The sequence below is a fragment of the Hymenobacter sp. NBH84 genome (assembly GCF_014217645.1).
Taxonomy (GTDB): Bacteria; Bacteroidota; Bacteroidia; order Cytophagales; family Hymenobacteraceae; genus Hymenobacter; species Hymenobacter profundi.
The window spans coordinates 3684040-3707978 of the sequence record NZ_CP043644.1 but is presented as its reverse complement, the minus strand read 5'-3'; the positions used below and the strand labels follow the sequence as shown (position 1 = coordinate 3707978).

Below are 23939 nucleotides of genomic sequence, written 5' to 3'. Positions count from 1 at the left end.
AGCTTGATTGAAGTCTAACCCCGCTTTATATCCGAAATACCAAATGTTGGCAAACTTCTCGTCCTGACTGCATGTAGGTGGCTCTGCTGGCGTGGGGTTAGTTGGTTGCGCCAGGGATTTGGTAGTTGCGCCGCTCAGTAACAGGAGCAACAATGTCAGAAGCCAGCCAACTGCCAATTGTCGCCTACCTATTCTACAGGGCTTGGCGCTGGGTAGTAAAGCAGGCGTAGGGCGGAGGGTAGAAGACAGTAGAGTTAGGGGCATAGTAGGGCGGGTAAGTAGGCGGACAGGTAACGTGCACTTTCAGAGAAAAGTACCTCGTGCCGCCTGCAAGGAGCAAAACCTGCTGGCAAGTTGCTTCGCTACCGCAAAACGCTGCCAGCCAGTCTCAGTAAAGCTACGCACTGCCCGCCAGGTTTGCGCAACGCAGGCGGCGAATAGTGGGGCGCTGAATACAATTTATTACTGCCAAAGGCCAACCCTGGCAGGGCTCCTAGTTCTTTCAGAGTTCAAAGGGAACCGCGCCTACTGCATCACCAGCCGCCGGGTGGTGCGCTGACCAGCCGCGGTTTCGGCTTGCACCACGTACACACCGGCGGCGCGGTCGTGCAGGTCGAGGTGGTGGGTACGGGCGGCGGTGGCGGAACGGTAGAGCAGGCGGCCGGTCACGTCGAACACTGCTACGCGCACGGGGTCGGGAGCTTCGAGGGTAGCCGTGCCGCGGGCGGGGTTGGGGTAGAGCTGCACGGCCGTGAGCAGGGTAGGGGCCATGGGCGCGTCCGTGACCACGATGCCGCGCACGCCGTAGGCCACCATGCCGCCGCTTTCGAGGCCAATGAACAATTCAGGGCGTTGGTCGCCGTTGAGGTCGGCCACGGCGAGTATCAGCTGGTTGATGCGGCCTTGTCCCAACCACACAGGCTGGTAGCGACCCAGCAACTCGTTGTAAAACGTTTCAGGAAGCGGCGTAAACGCGCCTTGTTGCGCCCGGAAATTGGGAAAGAGCTGGATCCGACCTTCACTATCGGTCACCAGTAAATCAGGCTGACCATCACCATCGAAATCGGCTACGGCGGGGTTCAGGTTGTAGGCGCGGTTGTCTGGCGCCGGTACGTTCTTGCTGTTCCGTATCTGCCCAAAATCGGCATTGGCCAGCACAAACGCCTGGCTGAGAGTGGCCGCGCCGTTGTTGCGGTAGTAGCGCAGGCTGGTAGCGGCTTGGTCGTTGATGTTGGTGCCGAGCAGCAAATCCAGGCGGCCGTCGCCGTCTATATCAGCAAAGCACGGCGCGTCGTCGATGTAGTTGGGTAGGTTCTGAATCACCTGCGCCGTGGCCGGGTTGAACACGGCCGGCTGCCCGGCCGGCGCGGTGTTCAGCAGCACCCGCAGCTGGCTGGTAGGCGCGGCCGTGCCGTTGACTCTCATCGGAATCACCATCAGGGCCAGATCGGGGCGGCCGTCTTGGTTGAGGTCCGCGAGCTGGGGCCGGATGCCGGCGTACCGCTGCGTGGAAAGGTTGAGGTAATCCTTGGTCATCAACTGAAACGCCGGCTGCGTGGCCGAGCCCACGTTGCGGTAGTAGGTCAGCGAAGCCCGGAAAAAGCCTTTGGCGTTGTTGCGGTTGGTGCTACCTACCAGCATGTCCACCAGCCCGTCGCCATCAATGTCAGCGAAGGTAGGGGCAGCACTCTCGCCGGTGTCAATCATGCCGCGCTGCAAAAAGTCGTTCTGACGGTAGGCAAAATTGGGCACCGCGCTGGCGCTAGTATTCTCGTAAAACATCACCGACTGCGTGGTATTAATCGTGTCCTGATTATCGAATACGCTAGGCGTCACCACCAAATCGGGGCGGCCATCGAAGTTTACATCGAGGTGGTAGGCGGTAGGGAAGTTGGCGATGCGCACGGGCGTGGTACCGCTGGGGAAGCTGGCGTTGAGGCCGGCACTGCTCATCAGGGCTTCCGACTTATTGCCGTCGTTGCGCAGGCTCACCAGCTCGGGGCAGTAGTCGCGGCCGATAAGCGCATCCTGGTCGCCGTCGCCGTCGAGGTCGAGCAGCGTGATGTTGTGGCCGCCGGTATGCGCCGTGCCCGCCGGGCGGCAATTGACATTGTTGAAGGAGAACGAAGTGCACGAAGTAGCACACGAAGCAAAGCCGCCCCACTGCTGGGTTACCAGCTCAAACTGCAACCCGCCGCAAGATTCGGGGCTGCTGTTGCGGTAGTATTGCACTACCGAGCTGTTATTGAAATCAAACGTGACGATATCCAGGCGCCCGTCGCCGTCCACATCGTGCAACGCGGGCATGTTGTAGCCGCCAGGGTATATATTGCCTTGCGAGGTGGGATTGTTAAAGTAACTGAGATGGTCTTTCACTAATTGAAAATCGGGCCGGCCACCACTGCCGGCCACGTTGCGGTACACGGCTATATCGCCGCCCGCCAGTGTAAACAAATCGGGCCGCCCATCGCAGTCGTAGTCACGCAAGAGTGCCCAGTTCAATAACGTACTGGGAAACAGCGCCTCGTACTCGGGGGCGTATCGGTACATGCGGCCACCGTTGGGGGAGGCCACGTTCAGAAACGTAAGCGAGCGGTTCGCGACGCGGTCGAACAGGTAGAGGTCCTGCTGTTGGTCGCCGTTGAGGTCGATGGCCGAAAATTGAGGCGAGTTCAGGCCGCCCGCCCAGGGGTTGGGTAGGGTTTCAGTGCCGTGCACTACTTTTACGAGGTCAGGCCTGCTGACCAGGCCAAACGGCACGCTGGTTTGAGCCGCGGCCACCAATGGACCCGCTATTCCGAATAAGAAAAGTAAAAAACGGTTCATTGGCAGCTGGTTTGGTAGTTGCAACGCACAATCACGTCACGAAAGTACTTCACTAGGTTCATGGTAGATACAGCGGCTCTTTATGCCCGGTTCCTTCAGTGCACCGCCGTCAGCACCGACTCGCGCCAAGCGCAGGACAATACCTTGTTTTTTGCGTTGAATGGTCCCAGTTTCTGGGGACGCGATTTCGCCCCGCAGGCCCTCGCCCAGGGCGCCCGTCACGCCGTGGTAGACGATGCCGCGCTGGCCGCCCAGGACCCCGACCGCTATACCTACGCGCCCGACCCGCTCGTGGCTTTACAGGAACTGGCACACTATCACCGCCAGCAGCTACAGATTCCGGTATTGGCCATCACCGGCTCCAACGGCAAAACCACCACCAAGGAACTGATAAATGCCGTGCTGAGCCGGCGCTATCGGGTGCAATACACGCGCGGCAACCTCAACAACCACATCGGCGTGCCGCTCACGCTGCTCAGCATCCGGCCGCAGGAGCACGAGTTGGCCATTGTGGAGATGGGCGCCAACCACCAAGGCGAGATTGCGCAGCTCTGCGAGCAGGCCGCGCCTACCCACGGCCTGCTCACCAACATCGGCCGCGCCCACCTCGAAGGGTTTGGTGGCGCCGAAGGGGTAGCCAAAGGCAAAGGCGAGCTGCTACTGTACCTGGCAGCGCACCACGGCACAGCCTTCGTGAACACCGCCGACGCCAAAATTGCCGAGCGGGCCGGAACTATATCGCAGCGCGTTTCCTACCCCGGCCCCGAGGATACCTACCCCGCCACGCTGCTCCCCGCCCCCGATTCTACCGTGCGCCTTCGCCTGTTCGACGGCACCGAGGTAACTGCCCAAATCACCGGCGACTACAACTTCCCCAACCTAGCCGCCGCCGCCGCCGTGGGGGCGTATTTCGAGGTGCCTACCCCAGAAATTGCCGCCGCTCTGGCCACCTATGCGCCCACCAACAACCGCTCCCAACTGGTGCAAACCGCTCGCAACGAGGTGGTGCTGGACGCCTACAACGCCAACCCCAGCAGCATGGCCGCCGCCCTGCGTAGCTTTGCGGCCCGCCCTACCCAGGCTAGCGGTAAGGTGGTTATCCTAGGCGATATGTTTGAGTTGGGTGAGGAGAGCGAAGCCGAGCACCGCGCCCTGGGTGAACTGCTGGCGGCTTTATCCATTGATACGGTGTTGGTTATTGGGCAGGAAATGCGCCACGCCGCGCAACCAGGCTTCCACTACTTCCCTACCAAAGCCGAAGCCGCCGACTGGCTGAAACAGCAGCCGCTTCAGAACCAGTTAATTCTGATAAAAGGCTCACGTGGTATGGGGTTGGAAACGTTGCTGGAGTTGGTATAAATTTATAGTTAGCCGTTGGCTATTGGCTGATAGCAATCCAAGAGTGTGTTTGTGTTACTACTGAACGGTGTAGAGACGCATACTTGCGTCTCATCGCCTGCGCCGCTAGGAATCGTTTAGGCGCCAGTCGTTCAACGATGAGACGCAAGTATGCGTCTCTACACCGCTCAGCTAATAGCTACTTCCCAATCTTCATCTTATACAGCCGGAACGGGTACTGCACCTTGTCCTCGCCGTTGTTCCACTTGGGTAGGAGGTTGATTTGGGCGGCGGTGAGGTAGAGGTAGCCGTCGGGGCCGAGGGCGAAGGTGTCGGGCCATTCTAGGCGCGGGTCTTGCGTTACGGTTTCGAGGTGGCCGGCAGGCGTTACGTGGCGCACGGCGTGGTTGGGCGAGTCGGTGAGGTAGACGTTGCCGGCCGCGTCGGCAAGCATGCCGTGCGAAATGCCGGTTTCGCCTACCGTTTCCACATGCTGCGCCACTTGCTGTGGGCTCAGGCTGGCGTCACGTAGGTACTCGGTTTTGATGCGGTAGAGCTTGGTTTGGTTGATGGCGCGGAAGTAGAAATACTCGAAATTGTGGGTCAGGGCAATGCCGTTGACGTTGCTGCTGAACGGCTTACCCGTTTTGTCCTTCACCTCTTTGCCATCAATGCGCAGTACAAAACCGGGCTCCGCCATTGTCGATTTATCACCTTGCAGTACCAGGCGGCTTTTGCCGCTTTTTAGGTCCAGCACCACAATGGCGGCCAGCTTGGGGTCAGAGAGGTAGGCCACCTGCCGGCGCGTGTCGATGCGCACGTCGTTGAGGCCGCTTCGTTCGCGCGGGATGTCCTCGAAACGGTAGATGCGTTCTACTTGGTTGGTCTTCAAGTTGATTTTCAGAAGTTTAATGCCGGCAATCAACGGGGCATCGTCACCGGGATTCGACGGATCCAGCACCCATAGGTTATCCTCCTGATCTACAAAAACCGTCTGCACGCTCACAAAGCGGTTGCGCGCTTGCAGGGAGTCCCACTGGTTCCACTCGGCGTTGGGGTAGGGGCGGCGCTGCCCGTTTACGATTTCTGCCACGGCGTAGTCGTAGTTCTTGTCCTTCTTCGGAAACGTTACGAAAATGCGGCCCTGCTGCGACACCGCCACGCCAATGGGCTGGTGCTTGCCAAACTCCGCCACTTGCAGCAACGGCGCGCCAGTCGTCTGGGCCGCGGTGGGTAGGGTAGACATAGCAAGGAGCAGCAGGAAAAGGAGCGTTGATTTCATGTAGGGGAAGGTCAGGAGAAGCAGTTTTGTAGCGTTATTATACTTTACTCTCTGTCATCCTGAGCTTGCGAAGGACCTTCTCACCCTAGAACGACAGGCGTACTAACGACTCGTTCACGCGTGAGAAGGTCCTTCGCAAGCTCAGGATGACAGGAAAAACGTGACAGTAACAGCCTTCTTCCTACGGCTGCCCTTTCCCTCAGGTTGATACAAGCTACGTTGCGCAACCTTCAGCGTAGTAGCAGGGTAGGGAAGAAGCGCCCCTCCTTCTACTGTTCTGCTAACTCTGTACCTAATGCGCTTCCTTCTTCTACTGTTACTCTGGCTGCCGCTGTTACCCGTAGCAGCCACGGCCCAGTCCTCCCCTAAGCTCACCAAAGGCCGCATCATCCGGCAAGACCCCGCCCTCGATCAGCTCCTCGGCCCCGACGCTCAACTTGAAATCGTAGGCTCCGGCTTTGCGCACATCGAAGGGCCGCTGTGGGTGGCTGATAGTAGTATGTTGCTGTTTTCGGATACAAAATCGCGCACCATCTACCGCTGGTCGGAGCAGAAGGGCTTGTCGAAGTTTCTGGAAAACAGCGGCTACACCGGCCGTATGCCCTACGGCGAGGAGCCTGGCAGCAATGGCCTCGCCCTGGACGGAAAAGGCAACCTGCTACTCTGTCAGCACGGCGACCGGCGCATTGCTATGCTACCCCTCGCCCAGAAAAGCGGGCTGCTCACCGTGACGGACCGCTACGACGGCAAGCGTTACAACAGCCCCAACGACGTGCTACCCCACCCCACCAACGGCGCCCTCTACTTCACTGATCCGCCCTTCGGCCTACCCCAAAAGGAAAAGGACCCCCTGCGCGAGCTGTCCGTGTGCGGCGTTTACCGGCGCGACGCGAAGGGAAAAATAACCCAGGAAATCATGGATCTGTCGCGGCCCAATGGGCTGGCTTTCACCGCCGATGGCCGCACGCTCTACGTGTCCAACTCCGACTCGCTCCGCCCCGTGATTATGCAGTACGATGTGCGCAGCAGCGGCAAGCTCCTCAATGGCCGCGTGTTTTTCGACATGAGCGCCCTACCCAAAGTGCGTCCCAAGGAGCTGCCCGATGGCCTGAAGGTGGACCAGGCCGGCAACGTGTACGCCACCGGTCCCGGCGGCATCTCCATCCTCTCGCCCGCCGGCAAGCTGCTCGGCACCCTCGACCCCGGCGAAGTAGCCGCCAACTGCGCCTGGGGCGACGACGGCCGCACGCTCTACATCACCGCCAACACGTTTTTGTGCCGCGTGAAAACGAAAGCGCAAGGGGTAGTGATGCGGAAGAAAAACTAGAGCTAGAAGCTAAAGGTTAATTCCCCTCCTTTTTTAAGGAGGGGTGCCCGCAGGGCGGGGTGGTAAACTCGTTGAACGATGCTAGTCCTAATTGTCTAATATTTAGATTTTTAGTTCTAGAAATCGCCCAGACGGTTTTACCACCCCGCCCTGCGGGCACCCCTCCTTAAAAAAGGAGGGGAGTTAGAATAGCTCTAGTCACTACCCTCCGCCAACAACTCCACCAACTCCCGCACCAGCCCGGCATCCGTCTGCCAGTGGGTCACATCAAATTGATTGGGCTGCGAGGGTAGGGAAATCAACTTTTTGGCGCTGGTGTGAAACTCCGTAGCACCCGTTGCTGCGGCCACGGGCAGCAGATTCTCAGCGTTGATGCCCGCGCCTGGCTGTATGCTGATGCGGCCGGCAGCCTGGGCTACCAGTGCCGCTAACTGCTGCTGGCCAGCCTCGGCGGAAGTGGCGCCACCCGAGGTCAGGATACGGGTACAGCCTAGCTGGATAACTTCCTCTAGGGCCTGCGCTTGGTCCTGGCACACGTCGAAGGCGCGGTGAAAGGTGACTTGCATGGAACCGGCCAGCGCTATCAGCGTACGGCAGCGGGCCATGTCCACGCGGCCAGCTTCGTTCAGAATGCCCAGCACTACCCCATCGCAGCCCAGTTCGCGGCAGGCTAGCACGTCGGTTTGCATGAGGGCAAATTCCTCGTTGTCGTACACGAAATTGCCCGGCCGGGGACGAATCAAGACAAATACCTGAATGCTGAGCAGCGCCCGCACGCGCCGGATAAGGCCGTAGGAGGGCGTGATGCCGCCCTGCTCTAGGTTCTGGCACAGCTCGATGCGGCCGGCCCCACCTGCCTGCGCCGCTTGGGCCGACTGCACCGAGTTGGCGCAAATTTCCAGGGTGTAGCTCACTTCAGCAGGTACTCGCAGTTGATGAGCTGCTTCTGGTCTTTGGCATCGCATACGGCGTAGCTGAAACCTTTTTGCAGGGCAAACGCGCCTACCTCGCCCTTGCTGCTTACGGCAATAAAGCCCACCTGAATGTCGCGGGCGGCCTTGTCGCCTTTGATCTTGAGGACACGCTCTACGGCGGCTTTGCAGGCCGCTTTCGGGGACATTCCCTGGCGCATCAGCTCCACCACCGTGTGCGAGCCCACCATCCGAATCACGTCCTCGCCCTGGCCGGTGGCGGCGGCGGCGCCTACCTCGTTATCCACGTACAGCCCGGCCCCAATGATGGGCGAGTCGCCCACGCGGCCGCGCATCTTGAAGCCCATGCCGCTGGTGGTGCAGCTGCCGCTAAGGTTTCCCTGCGCGTCCATAGCCAGCATGGCAATGGTGTCGTGGTTTTGGGGGCCGCCCACAGGGCCTACCTTCTTCTGGTTGCCCGAGTTTTCGATGTTGACGACGGGCTTGTACTCGCTGGTTTTCAGCCACTCTTTGTAGGCGTTGGCTGCATCGGCGCTGAGTGTTTGGGGTTCTAGCGGGAAGCCTTGGGCCACGGCAAACTGCTGGGCGCCTTCGCCTACCAGCATCACGTGGGGCGTTTTCTCCATCACGGCCCGCGCCACGCTGATGGGGTGCTTGATGCGCTCCAGCGCCGCCACGCTACCACAGTTGAACTTGTCGTCCATGATGCAGGCGTCGAGCGTCACGATGCCGTCGCGGTCGGGATTGCCGCCCAGGCCCACGCAGCAGTTCTGCGAGTCCTCCGTCACGCGCACGCCGGCTTCCACGGCATCCAGGGCACGGCCGCCTTTGCTGAGCACCTGCCAGGCGGCCTGGTTGGCGGGCACACCGTCGTTCCAGGTGGCAATGGCCACGGGTTTGTTCTTTACTTTGCCGGCGGGGAGTAGGGCCGTTGCGGCTACGGGTTTGGTTGCCAGCAGGGCCAATCCGGCCGCTGACGCTTTGATGAATTTTCTACGATTGGACATGCACAAGCAAAATGCGTTCGGCTAAAGAAACGCAAGATTTAGGCATTTCTGCGCGATTTGGATGCAGGCCACGCAGCACTAGCGCGAGCTTGCAGCTCGTGCCTATAGTATCGTGAGGCTGTGCCTCACCCGTAGGAACGAATACGTGTGGCCCGTTTCCGGCTTGCCGCGCTACGGCAGATGAGGTACAACCTCATCATCAAAGCAGACACGAGCTGCAAGCTCGCGCCAGAATTAGGATAACTATGCCAGTGAAGTCGTACTTTTCGCAGCGTCATTCTACTACATTACTTTTTACCGTTTTATCTCTACCCTTATGCGTACAGCCTCTACCCTAGTACTACCTCTCTTACTCCTTGGTGCGCCATTAAGCGGCTGGGCACAGGCCACGCAACCAATGACCGTCAGCCAGAAGAACCCTGCGGGTCGGGAAGAATTCAACGTATTAACAACTGACACCCAAACGAAGCAGGGTGCCTACCGGCACTATGGCGGCCGCAAAGGCAACGTGCTGCTCGCAGAAGGCTTCTACGCGGCCGGGCAGAAAGACAGCCTATGGACGGAGTACTTCGACCTGAGCAGCCAGCCGAAAGCCAAAGGCCGCTACCATAGCGGCCAGAAGGTAGACGAGTGGGAGTACTATACCCCCGAAGGCACCCTGGCCACCCGCTACGACCACACCACCAATCAATTACTATTTCGCTCACCCAGCAAGTGGCCAAACAAGCTGGTTATTCGCCCTTTGTCCAAAGATGTGGTGATTACCGAGCCCCCCATCGCGCTGGCCGGCAACGATGCCTTGGCGCGGTCCGTGGGCATGAGCGTGCGCTACCCAGTTATGGCGTTGCGCAATAGGGTAGGGGGCGAGGTGTGCGTTGCCTTCACCATCGACAGCAACGGCAACACCTCGAATCACCGCGTCGTGCGCGGCATTGGCTACGGCTGCGACGAAGAAGCCCTACGCGCGGTACAGAGCCTCAACGCCGAATGGATTCCGGCCTCCGCCAATGGACAGCCCGTAGCATCGGAATGTGAGATGCCGGTGGTTTTTGCGGTTAGGTAGAGAGTGCGTTTGGCTAAGATCTGTAAAGAAACTTCCTGACTGGTCTAACTGGCGCGAGCTTGCAGCTCGTGCCTGCATTGCCGTGAGGCTGTGCCTCACCCGTAAGCACGAACACGCGTGGCTCGGATCCACTTTGCCGCGTTGCGGCAGATGAGGTGCAACCTCATCATCAAAGCCCGGCACGAGCTGCAAGCTCGCGCCAGTAGGACCCGTGGCGTCGGAATGCGAGATGCCAGTTAGTTTTGAAATTGCAGGAAATTGATTCTTTGTAATATATGTAGGGGATTTCCTGACTACCAATAACTATAAGTTCACGCTGAAAAATTTCTAGTTGAGAACAATTTGCATGGCTTTGCTTACACCTGTTTTGAAGTATAAATATTCTTCGTTACTAACAATGAGTGCTTGCTTAGTATCTGAACCTGGGTGCGAAAACGGATTGTTATTTCTTCTGTCAAATAATGTTCTGATTTGATCTCTTAGGCTTGAATCCACTCCTTTACTCTTTAAAAATTCTATAACGTTAGCTGATGCATATTTATTTATGTCTTTGTATTTTTCTAAATGAAAACATACAAAATGTATTTCATTTAATAACAAATTTAAGCATATTGAAAAATTATCAATCATTTCATAATGTGTTCGTAGTCTAATTTGTTCTATAAGTGGAACACAGTTTTTTAATTTTTTAAGGCTTGAGAAGGATAAGTCATGGTAATTTGTAGATGGATAAACTACTCTCTGATTGTCATACATATTTATGATGGCAGATATAGTAGTATCTTTTCTTAATGCTTTAAATAAAGGATCAGATATAATAAATTTGTTATGGCATAAAAAATTTATTATATTATTTCTAGTTGGTATATTTATGGATTTTTCTTTTGATAAAAATGATATAAACTTTTTAGATATAATGTCATGCTGACTTATTAATAAAGTAATTGCTTTTGGAGATATATGTATTTTATTGAAATTTAGTTTATTAAGTTGCTTGATGATTATTGCTTTGTTAGAAGGTATTTTTATAAAATCTGGCATTTTTTGATTGAAAACACATTTAACTAATTCTTGAATAGTTTTGATGCTAGGGTCGTCGTTTAGTGTCTTGTTTAAGGCTAATTCGTTTAGCATCTTGATTCCTAAAGTCAATTTTTTAAATGATTCCTTTACGTCTCCATCATCAAAGGGACTTATCTCTTCATGCGAGAGTAAGGCTCTATTTAAAAATCTGGCTTTTTCAGAATCGCCTAATAAGTGAAATATTTTTGTTTTATTATTAACAGAAAGCCCCAATTGAATATAAAATTGGTTGGCAACATTGTTTAAAAGCTGATAAGGTATTTCAGATACCAATAAAGCTTCTTTGTCTGTATTAACGTGATTTATATCTGTAAATTGTTTTTCCGTTGTCGTTGTTGGTATATCTAAAAAGATATGAATATCATCTACATATCTAATTATTCTATAATTAGATATTCTACCTTTTGTCTCCTTGTTGATATTGTTAATTAAGTCTTCTATTATTAAATCTCCAAAGAATAAATATAAGTGACTGAGATATGCAGAAGCTATATTATTGTCTGCTTGAGGTATTCCGTTTTTACCATAAGCTAAATATTTAAAAAAGAATATAATCTGTTCTTTTGTAAAGTTGTCAAATTTATGATAGTCGCGGACTGATTTTTTTGTTCTTGTATCTATTAATGTTAATAGTTTGGAAATATCAATGTTATCGAAATAGTCTTTTATGTCTATTTTTATAGCCCATTTGCTTGGCCCAGTAACACAATTATCATCTATATTTTTCACAAAGTCTTTGTAATGCTTGTAATATGATGTGTTAGCTGGATTCAATAACAGATTGTAATTGGTGTCTCTTTCAAAAATAATTTCACCGCCATATCTAGAAATTATATTCTTAGAATGATTATCAATTAATAGTTGATTTGTTAATTTAGCTATATACAAGCTTACGCTCTGGTATAACGCCATCATAGGATAGCTTAAAAATGTAAAATTTCTAACACTTACACCGCTTTTAGGCACAGGGTATTTTGTAAAGGAGAATTCATTGCCTAAAGCATAAAATAGATTGTTTGCGACTTTGTCGCTGTAATACCTGTTACTCTTAATATTTTTGGTTTTAGTAAAAATTCTTTCTAAATAATAAAAATTAAAAGTGTTATAATATTTCTTGCCTTTTATTTTCTCATTTATTTGATAATCAACGAAGTTTATACCTGCTAACCAAATTTCGTAAGTTAGAAAATGGCTTAATAACAATTGTGAGGAACTAGATTTTTTTGGCATTTTATAAAAAATAAAGGTTTGTAAATGTAAATATATTTATATTGATACGAATAGCAATTCTCTAAGAATATATTCTTAGAGAATTGCTATTCGTAAACAAATTGGTCAATATTCTAAACCTCTACCTTCTCCTCACTTCCCAACTCACTCAATACCCGCTTCGCCGCTTGCACGTTCTTCACATCGTCAATCGTAATGATGAGCTGTTCTTTGCGCTCCTTCATGGTGGCGGTGCGGGGGTGGGTTTGCACGTAGTTGAGCACCGTGCCGAACTGGTCGCCTTGGAAGTAGGCCTCGTTGTTGGTGGCGGGCACGTAAGCTTTCAGCACGTTCTTCTTCAGCGTCACCTTCTCGAAGCCCACACGGCAGGCCTGCCAGCGTAGCTTCACGATGTCGGCCAGCTGCTCTACCTCGGCGGGTAGGGGGCCAAAGCGGTCCACGATGCTGGCCACCAGCTTGCGCAGGGCCTCGGGGTCCTTCACGCGGTCGAGCTTGCTGTAGAGTTGCAGGCGTTCCGACACGCTGCTCACGTAGCTGTCCGGAATCAGGATTTGCAGGTCGGTTTCCACGTTGCACTCCTTAGGGCCTTTGGCGCCGGCGGCTTCCTGGAGGCGGCCGGTGGTGTCGCCCAAAAACAGGTCGCGGAACTCGGTTTCCTTCAGCTCCTGCACCGCGTCGTCCAGGATCTGGTGGTAGGTTTCAAAGCCCAGATCGTTGATAAAGCCCGACTGCTCGCCGCCCAGCAGGTTGCCCGCCCCCCGAATGTCGAGGTCGCGCATGGCCACGTTGAAGCCCGCGCCCAGGTCCGAGAATTCTTCCAGCGTGCTCAGGCGCTTGCGGGCGTCGGAGGGTAGGCCGGCCACGGGCGGCGTGAGCAAGTAGCAGTACGCCTTCTTGTTGGAGCGCCCTACCCGGCCGCGCATCTGGTGCAGGTCGGAGAGGCCGTGCATGTGGGCGCGGTTGATGATGATGGTGTTGGCGTTGGGAATATCCAGGCCCGACTCAATGAGCGTGGTGCTCACCAGCACGTCGTACTCGCCGTCCACAAACTTCATCATGCGCTTTTCCAGCGAGTCGCCGTCCATCTGGCCGTGCACGTAGGTCACGCGGGCGTCGGGCACCAGGCGCAGGATCATAGCGGCCTGTTCCTCAATGTCTTTCACGCGGTTGTGCACGTAAAACACCTGCCCGCCGCGCTTCAGCTCCCGCGAAATGGCGTCGCGTACCAGCACCTCGTCAAACACGTGCAGCTCCGTTTGCACCGGCTGGCGGTTGGGCGGCGGGGTAGCAATAACAGACAGGTCGCGGGCACCCATCAGGGAGAAGTGCAGCGTGCGCGGAATGGGCGTGGCCGAGAGCGTGAGCGTGTCCACGTTCACCTTCAGCTCCTTCAGCTTGTCTTTGGTTTTCACCCCAAACTTCTGCTCCTCGTCAATCACCAGCAGGCCCAAGTCCTTGAACTGCACGTCTTTGTTGGTGAGGCGGTGCGTGCCGATGAGAATATCGGTTTTGCCCTCCGCCACCCTACCCAGCGTTTCCTTGATCTGCTTGGTGCTCTTAAAACGGTTCACGTACTCCACCGTCACGGGCAAATCGGCGAGCCGGTCGCGGAAGGTTTTGTAGTGCTGCATGGCCAGGATGGTAGTAGGCACTAGAATGGCCACCTGCTTGCCATCAGCCACGGCCTTGAAGGCGGCCCGAATGGCTACCTCGGTCTTGCCGAAGCCCACGTCGCCGCACACCAGGCGGTCCATGGGGTGGGGCTGCTCCATGTCGTGCTTCACGTCTTCGGTGGCCTTGCCCTGGTCGGGCGTGTCCTCGTAGATAAAGCTCGATTCCAGCTCGGCCTGCATAAACGAGTCCTTGGCGAAGGCGAAGCCCGGCGCAGTCTTGCGCTTGGCGTACAGCCGAATCAGCTCGGCCGCAATGTCCTTCACCTTCTTCTTAACGGCCTTTTTCTTGTTTTCCCACTCCGGCGAGCCCAGCTTGCTCATGGTAGGCGGCGTGCCCTCGGCCCCGCTGTACTTGGCAATCTTGTGCAGGGCGTGAATGCTCACGGTCAGCACGTCGTCGTCGCGGTACACCAGCCGGATGGCCTCCTGCAACTGCCCGTTGATATCTACCTGCATCAGCCCCGCAAAGCGCGCAATGCCGTGGTCTTGGTGCACCACGTAGTCGCCGGGTTGCAAGGTGCGCAGCTCCTTGAGGGTCAGCGCCTTCTTCTTGCTGAACTTGCGCGTTTCCTGGGCGCGGTAGTAGCGCTCAAACAGTTGGTGGTCGGTGTACACGGTCAGCTTCAGCGTATCGTCCACGTAGCCCTCGCGCAGGGCCAGCAGCAGGTGCTGAAACTGCACGTTGTTGTCCAGCTCGTCGAAAATGGTGCGGAGCCGGTCGGCCTGCCGCACCGAGTCGGCCGCGATGATGCTGGTATAGCCCTGCTGCTGGTAGTCGCGCAGGTTCTTGAGCAGGCGCGGAAACTCCTTGTTGAAGCTGGGCTGGGGCTTGGCCGTGAAGGCAAATTCCTCGGCCCCGGTCTTGAAGTGAAACCGCTTGCCAAACTCCACCACCGCAAAGTTCTCCAACTGCTTGCGGAAGGTCTTGGCCGTCTCAAACAAGTCGGCCGGCTTGCTCACAATCTGCGTGCCGCCCGCCGACTCTAGCAGCCGCTGAAAGCCCGCGTCGGCCTTATCGAACGACTCGTCTACCACGTCCAGGGTCAGGCGCACGTCCTTGGCCCACACCGTCAGGTTGCGGGGTAGGAAATCCAGGAAGGCCTCGCGGGTTTCTTGCAGCAGCTTGGTCTGCACGTTGGGGATGATGCTGATCTGCGCCTTGCGCTCCACCGAGAGCTGCGTTTCGGGGTTGAACGTGCGGATGCTCTCCACCTCGTCCCCAAACAGCTCGATGCGGTAGGGCAGCTCGTTGGCGTAGCTGAAGATGTCCACAATGCCCCCGCGCACGGCGTACTGCCCGGCCTCGTACACAAAATCCGTCCGCTCGAAGTCGTACTCGCCCAGCATCTCCCCGATGAAGTTCACGTCCAGCTTCTCGCCCGTCTGGATGGAAAACGTATTCGCCACCAGACTTTTGCGGTTGATGACCTTCTCGAACAGTGCCTCGGGGTAGGTAACGATGAGAGCACCGGTTGCTTCGGCATCTGGCTTCTTTTCCTCGACTTCCGGGGTAGGCTCCACCGGTTTCTGGCCTTTGCTACCCTTGCTGCCGCTGAGGCGGTTGAGCACCTCGGCGCGCATGAGCACGTTGGCGTTTTCTGTCTCGTCGAACTCGTATGGGCGCTTGTAGGAGCTGGGGAATAGCAACGGCTCCTGACCCGGAAGCAGGTGCTGCAAATCAGCCAGGAAGTACGATGCTTCCTCCTTGTCGTGCAGAATGAACAGGTGGTGCTGCTCGGGGTAGAGCGTGTGCAAGGTAGCGGCCAGCACCGCGTCCTGGCTGCCTACCAGCCCGCGCAGGTGCAGGCGGGGTAGGGGCGTGTCGGCGGCCTCGGCTTTCTTGAGGGAGCGAAGCGTGGCCGGATTCAGGCGGGCGCCTACCGTCAGCACGGTCGGGTCGAGGCGGTAGAGCTGGAGGAAATCAGTGACCTTCAAAACAGGATATAGCTAGGAGGGAGGGCAAAGGTAGAAGCCCGGCCGGAAGGATTTTCCGGTCGGGCGCGCTTAGCAAATGGTAGTAGCAATACCACAACCGCGCGCCGAAAGTTTCCGATATAGCCGATGGGCGCCGCCCCCGCAAATGCCGTATCTTAGCAGAACCGATTATCTGTATTCTACAATGGCTGATAATAACGAAAACCTTCCGCTGGGGGCAGCCGAAATCCTGGTCGAAATGCGGGCAATGCGGCGGGAGAATCAGGAAAACAACGACCGCCTACTCACGACCATGAGCCAACTCATCGGCACCCTGGCGGAGCACGTTGTTGACATTCGTCAGAGCGTCCAGCGCATAAACCAACGGCTGGAGAAAATAGTAAGGAAACTAGACGAGTTTACCGATTTCTAGCGCCGCCTGCGCACGCTCGAAGATATTGTGCTGCGCAAAGCCTCGTAATCAACTGCCACGCCGATATCTTCGTGGTTTATTTATAATAGTAGTATCTCTCCTTGCGCGGATCTTCTCACCTGGCCATTGGCCTGATTACCGGCGTGGCCGTCGCCGGACTTGTCCCCCACGTGCCCTTCTCGGTGGCCGGCATTGCGCTGGCGGGCTTCTCCTCCCTCGCCCCCGACCTCGACCACCCCAACTCCCGTCTCAGTAAGCGCCTGGGGTTTGTGCAGCAGTATGTGCGCTGGGCGTTTGTGCTGGCTGGCGCGGCGCTGGCTGTTTACACCCACTTTCTCCTACCCCTTGGCCCCGACCGGCGCATGGGCTTCACGGCGGCGCTGGCGTTTGGTCTGCTGGGTGCCGCCATGCAGGGCGGGTCGGCGCGGCGGTTAGCCCTGCTGTTCACAGGCCTGTGCACGGTGGTGGCGGGCTTCTACACCGAGTTTCTGTGGCTGAGCATGCTGGGGGCGTTCATTGCCGTGGCGCCCTTCACTAGCCACCGCTCCTGGACGCACACTATTTGGGCTGCGGGCCTCTGGACCTATATCGGGCACTTGGCCAACTACACGCTAGGCTGGCACGGCGTGGCGTGGTTTGCGGGGGCGGGATACGTCTCGCACCTCGTAGCCGATTCGCTCACCAAAGCCGGCGTGAAATGGTTGATGCCGCTCACCGATATCTGCTTTAGAGTTCCCCTAATTCGGACGGGCTCCGCGAGTGGCAACGCGCTGGAAGTGGCTATCTGCCTGGGCTATGCTGCGCTAGTATTAAGCATAGTAGTGGGCAATATGTCTTTTTAAACTGCGTTTGAGGCCTGTGCTAATCGGGTTAAGACACTTAATGCACACATAGCTTAGTGGAGCTGGAGTATGTGGAGTAAGCAGAATAAAGCAGAAAGGAGGGAACGGTTGTGTTGGAAACTGGATTTATACTGGAAAAGCTAAAAATATATTACTATAATAATACAGGAACCAGCTAGCTTTGTGGCCGATAGTGTAAAGAGAAGTCACGTGAAGTAAATTTATATATAACTAATAACATATACAGAATAGGTTGGAATTTGCTTTAATTTGCAGATTGCTAAGTGAATATACCTAGGGTAGTTATGAGACTGAATTTATGCGTGCTCTTTCATTCTTCATCCACGCATCATCTCGTATAGTACTCCTTACTATAGCATATCACTTCTGCTAGATATTTCAGACGACAAGCTGCAACGCAAGTAGGTAGCGTAGCTTGATATTTTACAGTAATTATTTAGTAATCAATATGAATAATTTTACACAATCGAACTTGTATATTTGACCTGGTACTTCCGCAACAAAAGTACCTTCTGTTGTTTGCCCGTTCTCTTTTTCTTACTCACACCTCATTTTGCGCACACACATTTTTTTGCTTTATGAATCAGATCAATAGCCCTCTGGTTAGGATAGGCGTCTTTTACGATGGCAATTATTTCCTTAAAATCAGTGATTACTACTACTTCCAGCATGACCGCAAGGCCCGCATTAGCCTGGAAGGATTGCATGAGTTTATCCGGCAGCAAGTAGCCGAAGAAGAAGACGTAGACGTACGCCTGAGTCAAATTATCGATTCGCACTTTTTCCGTGGCCGCCTGAGCGCCACCGAAGCCCGCGACAAGGACCGCCTGTTCCACGACCGGCTGTTCGACGATATCCTCATGAACCTGGGGATTAATACGCACTACATGCCCCTGAAAACCCGCGACGGCCGGTTGCAGGAAAAAGGCATCGACGTGTGGCTCTCGCTGGAGGCCTACGAACTGGCTATGTACAAGAGCTTCGACGTGGTAGTACTCATTGCCGGCGACAGCGACTACGCCCCCCTCATCAAGAAGCTGAATACCCTGGGCACCCGCGTGATGCTGCTGAACTGGGATTTCAAATACACCGATTACAAAGGCGAAAACCGCGTAACGCGCGCTTCGCAGCAGTTGCTTAGCAGTGCTACCTACCCAGTAGACATGCACGACATCATCGACCAAGGCCTGTCGACCAACGAGGAGCTGATCGAGAATATGTTTGTGGCTCAGTCGGAGCCCACAACCTACCCTACCTCTACCCTGAAGCCCGTACGCCCTACGGGCCCGACGGCAGCTGGTCCGGTAGGCACGGTGGGCATCAGCACCATCAAAAACCTGAAAAACGGTTTCGGCTTTGTCGTGATGCCGCCCAACAACCTGTTCTTCAGCTACGCTGATATGGCCGAGGGTGACTTCAACGACCTGAATGAAGGCGACTGGGTGGAATTCACCGTAGGCCGCAATCACCGCGACGAGGACTGCGCCCGCAACGTGCGCAAAGTGCAGCCCCCGCAAATGGAAGATGGCGACGAGTACGAAGATGACGAGGAGCAGGAGCACGAATCTGCCGGCTCGCCCGACCGCCTGTAAACATGTATTGGCTTTTAGCTGATGGCTTCTAGCTTCCAGCTTTCGTTATTCAGTTAAGAGCTAAAAAAAGCGCCGGCTTCCTAATGGAGGCCGGCGCTTTTGTGTATGAAGGCTTTGCATCTTTCTCGTTTGTTGGGTAGGAAGCTACAAGCTAGTTGCCAGCTCGGGTAGTAGTCGGTTGATAACGCTGTACGTAAGACCCGTCCAGAATTCCGATTGCTCAATGTCCGTGATGGAAGCCTCATCGACTTCAATTACGCGGTAGCCGTCACTGCTAAGATAGTCTTCTACATCATTCATGCTAGCAAAGGCTAGCACCGAAATGGCATCCATACGGCTGCCTTCGGGGTCGAACTGCGTGGAGCCGATATTGTGCAGCTGGGCGTAGCGCCGTACGTAGGCGTGCGTGGCAGGCTGTGCCAGTACCACCGCGGCGTGCTCCGTCAGCAAGCGCTGCTGAAACGCCTCACGGGAAAGGCTGGGGTGCCGGTAGTGAATCTTAACCAGGGTGATAGGGTCGCGATGTGAGGGGCTGGGCAGTAGGATGTACTCGCGGGTAATGGAGCGCGTAACCATGCGGAAGACCGTTTGCTCGTCGGCTACAATGCGCTTATCATACTGCGGCTGCTTCAGCACCTTGTCAATGTCGGCCTCTGTGGCGTAGGCAATGTAGGCAAACCCGTCCCAGCGCGGGCGCTGGTAGGTGGGCACCTGCGCGTGGGGGTCGCCTACCAGCTTGGCGTCGGCTGTAGTCATGGCGAGGTAGGGCGGCCGGAAGTACGACGATGGCCCGGCCGCTACGCGGTGAATTTGGTCATAGCGTAGCACCGGCTCGTTGTCGGTGCCGGGCTCCTCGTAGGCAAACTTAGGGCCGTGCACCTTGCGCCAATACTCATCCCAATGCTCATACGCCAGGTTAGCGTTGGCTTCCAAGGCAATTTTCGCCGGTTCGGCGGCAGGGTTGTCCAACGCCTGACCATCGCGGCTGCGCGTGAAGCCTTCGTCCTGCGGGCGCTCGGTGGGTTGCGTCCGGTCAGCGCGGGTCAGGAAGGTAGGCGTCACAATCAGCGGCGCGGTAGTGGTCTGGTAGGTGGCGCGGTACGGCGGCCGATGGCGGTTATCGGCCGAAGAATCAATGGAAGTAGCCATAAGAATAGAGTTTAGCGAGGAAAGAACAGGCTAGGCTGATAGCAACTACGGAATGATCTGATCGTCGCGGAGTTGCGCGAACAGATCGAAGAACGATGCTTCGGTGGGCTGATACACGTGAAAGCCCAGCTTGCGGCTTTTACTCATGTCAGTCATCACTTCCAAGGGGCGGCCCAGGTCGAGGTCGGTGTGCCAGGGCGAGGCTAGCTTGTCCAGTTCCGGTACGGTGAGCTGGTAGCGGGCGGCCATCGTGCGCCAGAGGTCGGCATCGTCGGCCATCTGCGCTTCCAGCGGGCGTACGGTGCCATCGTAGCCGGCGGCTTCTACCCCAAACCATGCAGCCAGCCGCGGCCACAACCAGCTCCAGCGAAAATAGTCGCCGTTCACAATGTTAAAGGCTTCGTTGCGGGCAGCCTCGGTGGTGGCGGCCCAGGCTAGCTGCTTGGCAATCACGCGGGCGTCGGTCACATCAGACAGGCCATGCCACTGCGCTTCGGAGCCGGGCCACTGAAACGGCCGGCCGGTTTCTTTGCAAATGCTGGCGTACACGGCCAGCGTGGTGCCCATGTTCATTAGGTTGCCCACGGCCTTGCCAATGATGGTGTGGGGACGGTGAATGCTCCAGGTAAACCCGTCGCGCTCGGCGGCGGCGTATACTTCGTCTTCCTGGGCATAATAGAAGTTGGCAATGTCGAGGCGGGGTTGCTCCTCCCGGAAGGGTGTAGCCGGCAGTGTGCCGCTCTTGGCATAGGCATCAAATGGCCCCAGGTAGTGCTTCAGGCCCGTTACCAGCGCCACGTGCTGCACGGTGCCCTTGGGCGAAAGCACCGCCAGGATGTTGCGCACTAGCGCACTGTTCACGCGGATATTTTCGGCCTCCGTGTCCTGCCGCATCCAGGTGGTAATGAAGACGTGGGTAGGATTCACGTCGGCTAAGGCAGCTTCCAGAGCGGCGGGCTCCAGTAGGTCGGCGGCTACGGGGTGCAGGCCGTCGAGGTGCTGCGGCGGGCGGCGGGCTAGGCCGTATACGGTCCAATTGGTGGCGAGTAGCTCGGTTGCCAGATTGCTGCCGATGATGCCGCTTGCGCCCACAATCAGGGCAATTTTATTGGTGCTCATAAGTAGAAAGTTGATGTTTGGTAAGTTGCTTTACGTAATACCACCGGTATTTTTAACGTGCCGGAACACGCAAGCATCGGGACCTCGCATAGCGAGTCAGCAAAGCTAGCAGCCTCACTTCCTGCCTCTTTGCACAGATTGCCTTACTATTTGTACGCTAGGGCCTGCAAGCGGTAAGCGGACGGCGTTTGGCCAGCGGCCTGCCGAAACCACCGCGAAAAATGTGCAACGTCGTAGAAACCCAAGCGGTAGCTCAGGTCGCCTATGGATAGGTGGGTGCCGGAAAGGAGTACTTTGGCTTCCGTCAGAATCTTCTCTCGAAGCAGGCTACCGGCGTTCTGGCCAGTGGCTTGGCGGCACAGGTCGCTGAGGTGTTTTGGGGTGAGGGCTAGGGCGTCGGCGTAAAACTCCAGACTAAGCGCGGGTTCGCCGGCTGCGAGGCGGGCTTCTGCCAGATGCAGGAATTGCTGTACTATAGTGGCGGGTTGGCCACGAGTAGCAGGCGGTGCTTGCCACTCGCGGAGGTCTGTGAGCAGCAGGCGTAGGTAGAGGCGGGCCTTTTCCAGGTGGTCTTGCTGGTGGTAGAGCTGTTCGCCGCTTTGCCGGAGTGTCGCGTATTCGGCTGGGGTGCAGGCGTGGTATACGTAGGGCGGCTGGCTAGCGAGTACCGCGTGTAGCTGATAGCCAGGCAGCAAGCCAGCATTGTAAAAATCAGCAGAGAAAAAGCAATATAGACCGGTTTGGGAGCCATCGGACAGCTGCCAGCGTAGCGCGGTGCCGGGCATCACCAGCAGCACGGAATAGGGCGCTACCGTTACGAGTTCGTCGTTGAGATAAAAAGTGCCGCCGCCTTCTTCCACCAACGAGAGCTTGAAAAACTGCCGGCGGTGCTGCTCCATATGCTGCCGACAGGTAGCAAACCGTTCCTCTCGTCGGTACATCACTACCTGTTCCAGTGCCTCAGGAGCAGCACCAGGTGGCGCCGGTTCCGTTGCCTGCGGGTAGTTGTCGAACCGAAAAACCGGAATCAGCGGAGTAGCCATACTTCCTACAACTGCTAGCGGTAGGAATGGTTACGCCAACGCCTGCCAGCGCCCGCACTGCCGCCGCTGGCAGGCGTTGCTTAGTGCAACGCCTTACGCATGAGAAAGTGCGGCACGTTGCCGAACAGCGTGTGCGAGGGCGCTACCACGGCGTAGCCGGCGGCTTCGTAAAACGGTACCGCCGTGGCGCGGGCGTGCAGAATGCACTCCGTAAGGCCCTGCTGCCGGGCGCCGGCTTCCAGAAACGCCAGTACCTGCCGGCCTAGCCCCCTACCCTGGTAGGCCGGATCGACGGCCATGAAGCGTACTTGCGCCTGCCCTGGGGCCGAGGGGTGCACCCTACCCACTGCTACCACGGGGCCATTGGGGGTAGCGTAGCGTAGCAGGGCGTGCAGGGTAGTAGGGTCGTCATCGTCGGGGGCGCGCTCCGAGCCGGGCGGCTGTTGCCAGGGCGCCCGCAACACGGTGTAGCGCAGCTGGTAGTAGGCGGCAAAATCGGCGGCGGTGCGGGGCGAGGAAACGGACATGGCAGCGAAGATAAAAATTACGTACAACGCATCATTCAGCCTACAGGCGGCCTGCGGGCAAACGCCTACCTTTGGCGCCCGTATGTAGCCTGTAGGCGCTTTTTCTTACCCTTCTAGTACCCATTTACTTATGCCTTCTTTCGACATTGTGAGCAAAGTAGATCCGCAAACACTCGAAAACGCGGTGAACACGGCCAAAAAAGAACTGCAAACGCGCTACGACCTGCGCGATACCAAAGGCGGTATCGAGCTGGACAAAAAAGCCAATACCATCCAGCTCAGCTCCGAAAACTCCATGCGCGTGAAGTCGCTGGAAGACATCTTGCTGGCTCGCGTGGTGAAGCAGGGAATCGACGGCACGTCCCTCGACTTTTCGGAAGAGGAACAGGCCAGCGGCGCGCTGGTAAAAAAAACCGTGAAGGTGCGTGCTGGCATCGACAAAGAAGCCGGCCGTAAAATCACGAAGGCCATTAAAGACGCCAAGCTGAAGGTAGAAGTGCAGATGCAGGACGACCAAGTGCGCGTATCAGGCAAGAAAATCGACGACCTGCAAGCCGTCATTGCCCTGCTGCGCCGCACTGATATTGGCCAGCCCCTGCAATTTGTGAACATGAAGTAGATAGGTTGATTAGAACGCCCTGCTAAGCGCAGCGCAGTCGAAGCAGGACGTTCTAATCAACCCATCGCCACATCAACTCATCAGCACATCATCCCCGTGTTTGACCTCTCCACCTTCGCCGAAGCCCACACCTGGGTCAGCCTGCTCACGCTGACGTTCATGGAAATCGTACTGGGCATCGACAATATTATCTTCATCTCTATTGTCGTGAACCGGCTGCCACGCGAGCAGCAAGCTCGCGGCCGCACCATCGGGCTACTGCTGGCGCTGGTGTTCCGTATTGGACTGCTGCTCAGTATTTCGTGGATTGTGGGGCTGAAAACGCCTTTGTTCCATTTGGATCTGCCGTTCCAAGAGCCTGACTTCGGGGTGTCGGGTAGGGACATTATTCTGTTCTTCGGTGGCCTTTTCCTGTTGGCCAAGAGCACCACCGAGATTCATGGCAAGTTGCAGGGCGAGGAAGAGGAACACGGCACGGGCAAGTACAACACCCTGTCGCGCGTGATTTTCCAGATCATCGTCATCGACATTGTATTCTCGTTCGACTCCATCCTGACAGCTGTGGGCCTGGTGAACAATGTATTGGTGATGATCCTGGCCGTGATTCTGGCCATGGGCGTGATGCTGGCCTTCTCTGGCTACGTGGCCGATTTCGTGAACCAGAACCCCACCATCAAAATACTGGCCCTGTCGTTTCTGATCATGATTGGGGCCATGCTGATCATGGAAGCCTTCCACCAGGAAGTACCCAAGGGCTACGTGTATTTCGCCATGGCCTTCTCGCTGGGGGTAGAGCTGCTGAACATGCGTGTCCGCAAGAAAGTACCGCCCGTAGAATTGCGCGACGTAGAAGCACAGTCGGCTAAACAGCCGTAAGCCATTCCTACCATACATAACACCCCTACTCTCCAAGTGGCCG

At 55.9% G+C, this 23939-nt stretch carries 18 protein-coding genes; 8 read left to right on the top strand and 10 right to left on the bottom strand.

The window, feature by feature from the left end:
• Positions 1-525: 525 nt before the first annotated feature.
• Positions 526-2826 (bottom strand): T9SS type A sorting domain-containing protein, encoded by a 2301-nt coding sequence (locus tag F1C16_RS15525; RefSeq protein WP_185281530.1) that lies wholly within the window; start codon positions 2824-2826, stop codon positions 526-528.
• A 60-nt stretch (positions 2827-2886) separates the two neighbouring features.
• On the opposite strand from F1C16_RS15525, the gene murF reads away from it, so the two are divergent.
• On the top strand, positions 2887-4185 hold the full coding sequence (murF, locus tag F1C16_RS15520) for a UDP-N-acetylmuramoyl-tripeptide--D-alanyl-D-alanine ligase (protein WP_185281529.1): 1299 nt from the start codon (positions 2887-2889) through the stop codon (positions 4183-4185).
• A 178-nt stretch (positions 4186-4363) separates the two neighbouring features.
• Here murF and F1C16_RS15515 read toward each other — a convergent pair whose 3' ends face one another.
• Positions 4364-5446, bottom strand: coding sequence for an SMP-30/gluconolactonase/LRE family protein (locus F1C16_RS15515; RefSeq protein ID WP_258048934.1), 1083 nt, complete (start codon positions 5444-5446; stop codon positions 4364-4366).
• Between the two features lie 295 nt (positions 5447-5741).
• Between F1C16_RS15515 and F1C16_RS15510 the strand changes: the two genes are divergently transcribed.
• On the top strand, positions 5742-6773 hold the full coding sequence (locus F1C16_RS15510) for an SMP-30/gluconolactonase/LRE family protein (RefSeq protein ID WP_185281528.1): 1032 nt from the start codon (positions 5742-5744) through the stop codon (positions 6771-6773).
• 194 nt (positions 6774-6967) lie between these two features.
• Here the strand turns inward: F1C16_RS15510 and F1C16_RS15505 are convergent, their stop codons facing one another.
• Both F1C16_RS15505 and F1C16_RS15500 read right to left on the bottom strand, forming a co-directional pair.
• Entirely contained in the window at positions 6968-7687 is a 720-nt protein-coding gene (locus tag F1C16_RS15505; RefSeq protein ID WP_219733337.1) for a copper homeostasis protein CutC, read from the bottom strand.
• On the bottom strand, positions 7684-8712 hold the full coding sequence (locus tag F1C16_RS15500; RefSeq protein ID WP_185281526.1) for an isoaspartyl peptidase/L-asparaginase family protein: 1029 nt from the start codon (positions 8710-8712) through the stop codon (positions 7684-7686). The genes F1C16_RS15505 and F1C16_RS15500 overlap by 4 nt, the downstream gene beginning before the upstream one ends.
• A 316-nt stretch (positions 8713-9028) precedes the next feature.
• Between F1C16_RS15500 and F1C16_RS15495 the strand changes: the two genes are divergently transcribed.
• The gene (locus F1C16_RS15495) at positions 9029-9775 is read left to right on the top strand and encodes an energy transducer TonB (protein WP_185281525.1); all 747 of its coding nucleotides are present in this window, start codon (positions 9029-9031) and stop codon (positions 9773-9775) included.
• Positions 9776-10102: 327 nt separating this feature from the next.
• On the opposite strand, the gene F1C16_RS15490 is transcribed toward F1C16_RS15495, so the two are convergent.
• Both F1C16_RS15490 and mfd read right to left on the bottom strand, forming a co-directional pair.
• Complete coding sequence (locus tag F1C16_RS15490) at positions 10103-12088, bottom strand: hypothetical protein (RefSeq protein WP_185281524.1); 1986 nt, start codon at positions 12086-12088, stop codon at positions 10103-10105.
• A gap of 113 nt (positions 12089-12201) precedes the next feature.
• Positions 12202-15696 carry a transcription-repair coupling factor gene (gene mfd, locus F1C16_RS15485; RefSeq protein WP_185281523.1) on the bottom strand — a complete coding sequence of 1165 codons (3495 nt, stop codon included), beginning with the start codon at positions 15694-15696 and terminating at the stop codon, positions 12202-12204.
• 184 nt (positions 15697-15880) lie between these two features.
• Between mfd and F1C16_RS15480 the strand changes: the two genes are divergently transcribed.
• The 3 genes from F1C16_RS15480 to F1C16_RS15470 all read left to right on the top strand — a co-directional run bounded on the left by F1C16_RS15480 (position 15881) and on the right by F1C16_RS15470 (position 18563).
• Positions 15881-16108, top strand: a complete 228-nt coding sequence (locus tag F1C16_RS15480; RefSeq protein WP_185281522.1) for a hypothetical protein — start codon at positions 15881-15883, stop codon at positions 16106-16108.
• A 101-nt stretch (positions 16109-16209) separates the two neighbouring features.
• Complete coding sequence (locus tag F1C16_RS15475) at positions 16210-16950, top strand: metal-dependent hydrolase (protein ID WP_185281521.1); 741 nt, start codon at positions 16210-16212, stop codon at positions 16948-16950.
• A gap of 599 nt (positions 16951-17549) precedes the next feature.
• Entirely contained in the window at positions 17550-18563 is a 1014-nt protein-coding gene (locus tag F1C16_RS15470) for an NYN domain-containing protein (RefSeq protein ID WP_185281520.1), read from the top strand.
• A 144-nt stretch (positions 18564-18707) separates the two neighbouring features.
• On the opposite strand, the gene F1C16_RS15465 is transcribed toward F1C16_RS15470, so the two are convergent.
• The 4 genes from F1C16_RS15465 to F1C16_RS15450 all read right to left on the bottom strand — a co-directional run bounded on the left by F1C16_RS15465 (position 18708) and on the right by F1C16_RS15450 (position 22401).
• A complete protein-coding gene (locus F1C16_RS15465; protein ID WP_185281519.1) occupies positions 18708-19712 on the bottom strand; it encodes an EthD domain-containing protein in 1005 nt (334 codons plus the stop codon).
• Between the two features lie 45 nt (positions 19713-19757).
• Complete coding sequence (locus F1C16_RS15460; protein WP_185281518.1) at positions 19758-20831, bottom strand: SDR family oxidoreductase; 1074 nt, start codon at positions 20829-20831, stop codon at positions 19758-19760.
• Positions 20832-20977: 146 nt separating this feature from the next.
• Positions 20978-21874, bottom strand: a complete 897-nt coding sequence (locus F1C16_RS15455) for an AraC family transcriptional regulator (protein ID WP_185281517.1) — start codon at positions 21872-21874, stop codon at positions 20978-20980.
• 80 nt (positions 21875-21954) lie between these two features.
• Positions 21955-22401 carry a GNAT family N-acetyltransferase gene (locus F1C16_RS15450; protein ID WP_185281516.1) on the bottom strand — a complete coding sequence of 149 codons (447 nt, stop codon included), beginning with the start codon at positions 22399-22401 and terminating at the stop codon, positions 21955-21957.
• A gap of 130 nt (positions 22402-22531) precedes the next feature.
• Between F1C16_RS15450 and F1C16_RS15445 the strand changes: the two genes are divergently transcribed.
• Together F1C16_RS15445 and F1C16_RS15440 are read left to right on the top strand one after the other, a co-directional pair.
• Positions 22532-23020, top strand: a complete 489-nt coding sequence (locus F1C16_RS15445; RefSeq protein WP_185281515.1) for a YajQ family cyclic di-GMP-binding protein — start codon at positions 22532-22534, stop codon at positions 23018-23020.
• Between the two features lie 96 nt (positions 23021-23116).
• Positions 23117-23896, top strand: a complete 780-nt coding sequence (locus tag F1C16_RS15440; RefSeq protein WP_258048933.1) for a TerC family protein — start codon at positions 23117-23119, stop codon at positions 23894-23896.
• Positions 23897-23939: the final 43 nt, after the last annotated feature.

Bases quoted from the DNA above. Each gene is read 5' to 3' on its own strand.
- F1C16_RS15525 (WP_185281530.1), bottom strand. From the start codon at position 2,826: ATGAACCGTTTTTTACTTTTCTTATTCGGAATAGCGGGTCCATTGGTG.
- murF (WP_185281529.1), top strand. From the start codon at position 2,887: ATGGTAGATACAGCGGCTCTTTATGCCCGGTTCCTTCAGTGCACCGCC.
- F1C16_RS15515 (WP_258048934.1), bottom strand. From the start codon at position 5,446: ATGAAATCAACGCTCCTTTTCCTGCTGCTCCTTGCTATGTCTACCCTA.
- F1C16_RS15510 (WP_185281528.1), top strand. From the start codon at position 5,742: ATGCGCTTCCTTCTTCTACTGTTACTCTGGCTGCCGCTGTTACCCGTA.
- F1C16_RS15500 (WP_185281526.1), bottom strand. From the start codon at position 8,712: ATGTCCAATCGTAGAAAATTCATCAAAGCGTCAGCGGCCGGATTGGCC.
- F1C16_RS15495 (WP_185281525.1), top strand. From the start codon at position 9,029: ATGCGTACAGCCTCTACCCTAGTACTACCTCTCTTACTCCTTGGTGCG.
- F1C16_RS15490 (WP_185281524.1), bottom strand. From the start codon at position 12,088: ATGCCAAAAAAATCTAGTTCCTCACAATTGTTATTAAGCCATTTTCTA.
- F1C16_RS15480 (WP_185281522.1), top strand. From the start codon at position 15,881: ATGGCTGATAATAACGAAAACCTTCCGCTGGGGGCAGCCGAAATCCTG.
- F1C16_RS15470 (WP_185281520.1), top strand. From the start codon at position 17,550: ATGAATCAGATCAATAGCCCTCTGGTTAGGATAGGCGTCTTTTACGAT.
- F1C16_RS15465 (WP_185281519.1), bottom strand. From the start codon at position 19,712: ATGGCTACTTCCATTGATTCTTCGGCCGATAACCGCCATCGGCCGCCG.
- F1C16_RS15460 (WP_185281518.1), bottom strand. From the start codon at position 20,831: ATGAGCACCAATAAAATTGCCCTGATTGTGGGCGCAAGCGGCATCATC.
- F1C16_RS15455 (WP_185281517.1), bottom strand. From the start codon at position 21,874: ATGGCTACTCCGCTGATTCCGGTTTTTCGGTTCGACAACTACCCGCAG.
- F1C16_RS15450 (WP_185281516.1), bottom strand. From the start codon at position 22,401: ATGTCCGTTTCCTCGCCCCGCACCGCCGCCGATTTTGCCGCCTACTAC.
- F1C16_RS15445 (WP_185281515.1), top strand. From the start codon at position 22,532: ATGCCTTCTTTCGACATTGTGAGCAAAGTAGATCCGCAAACACTCGAA.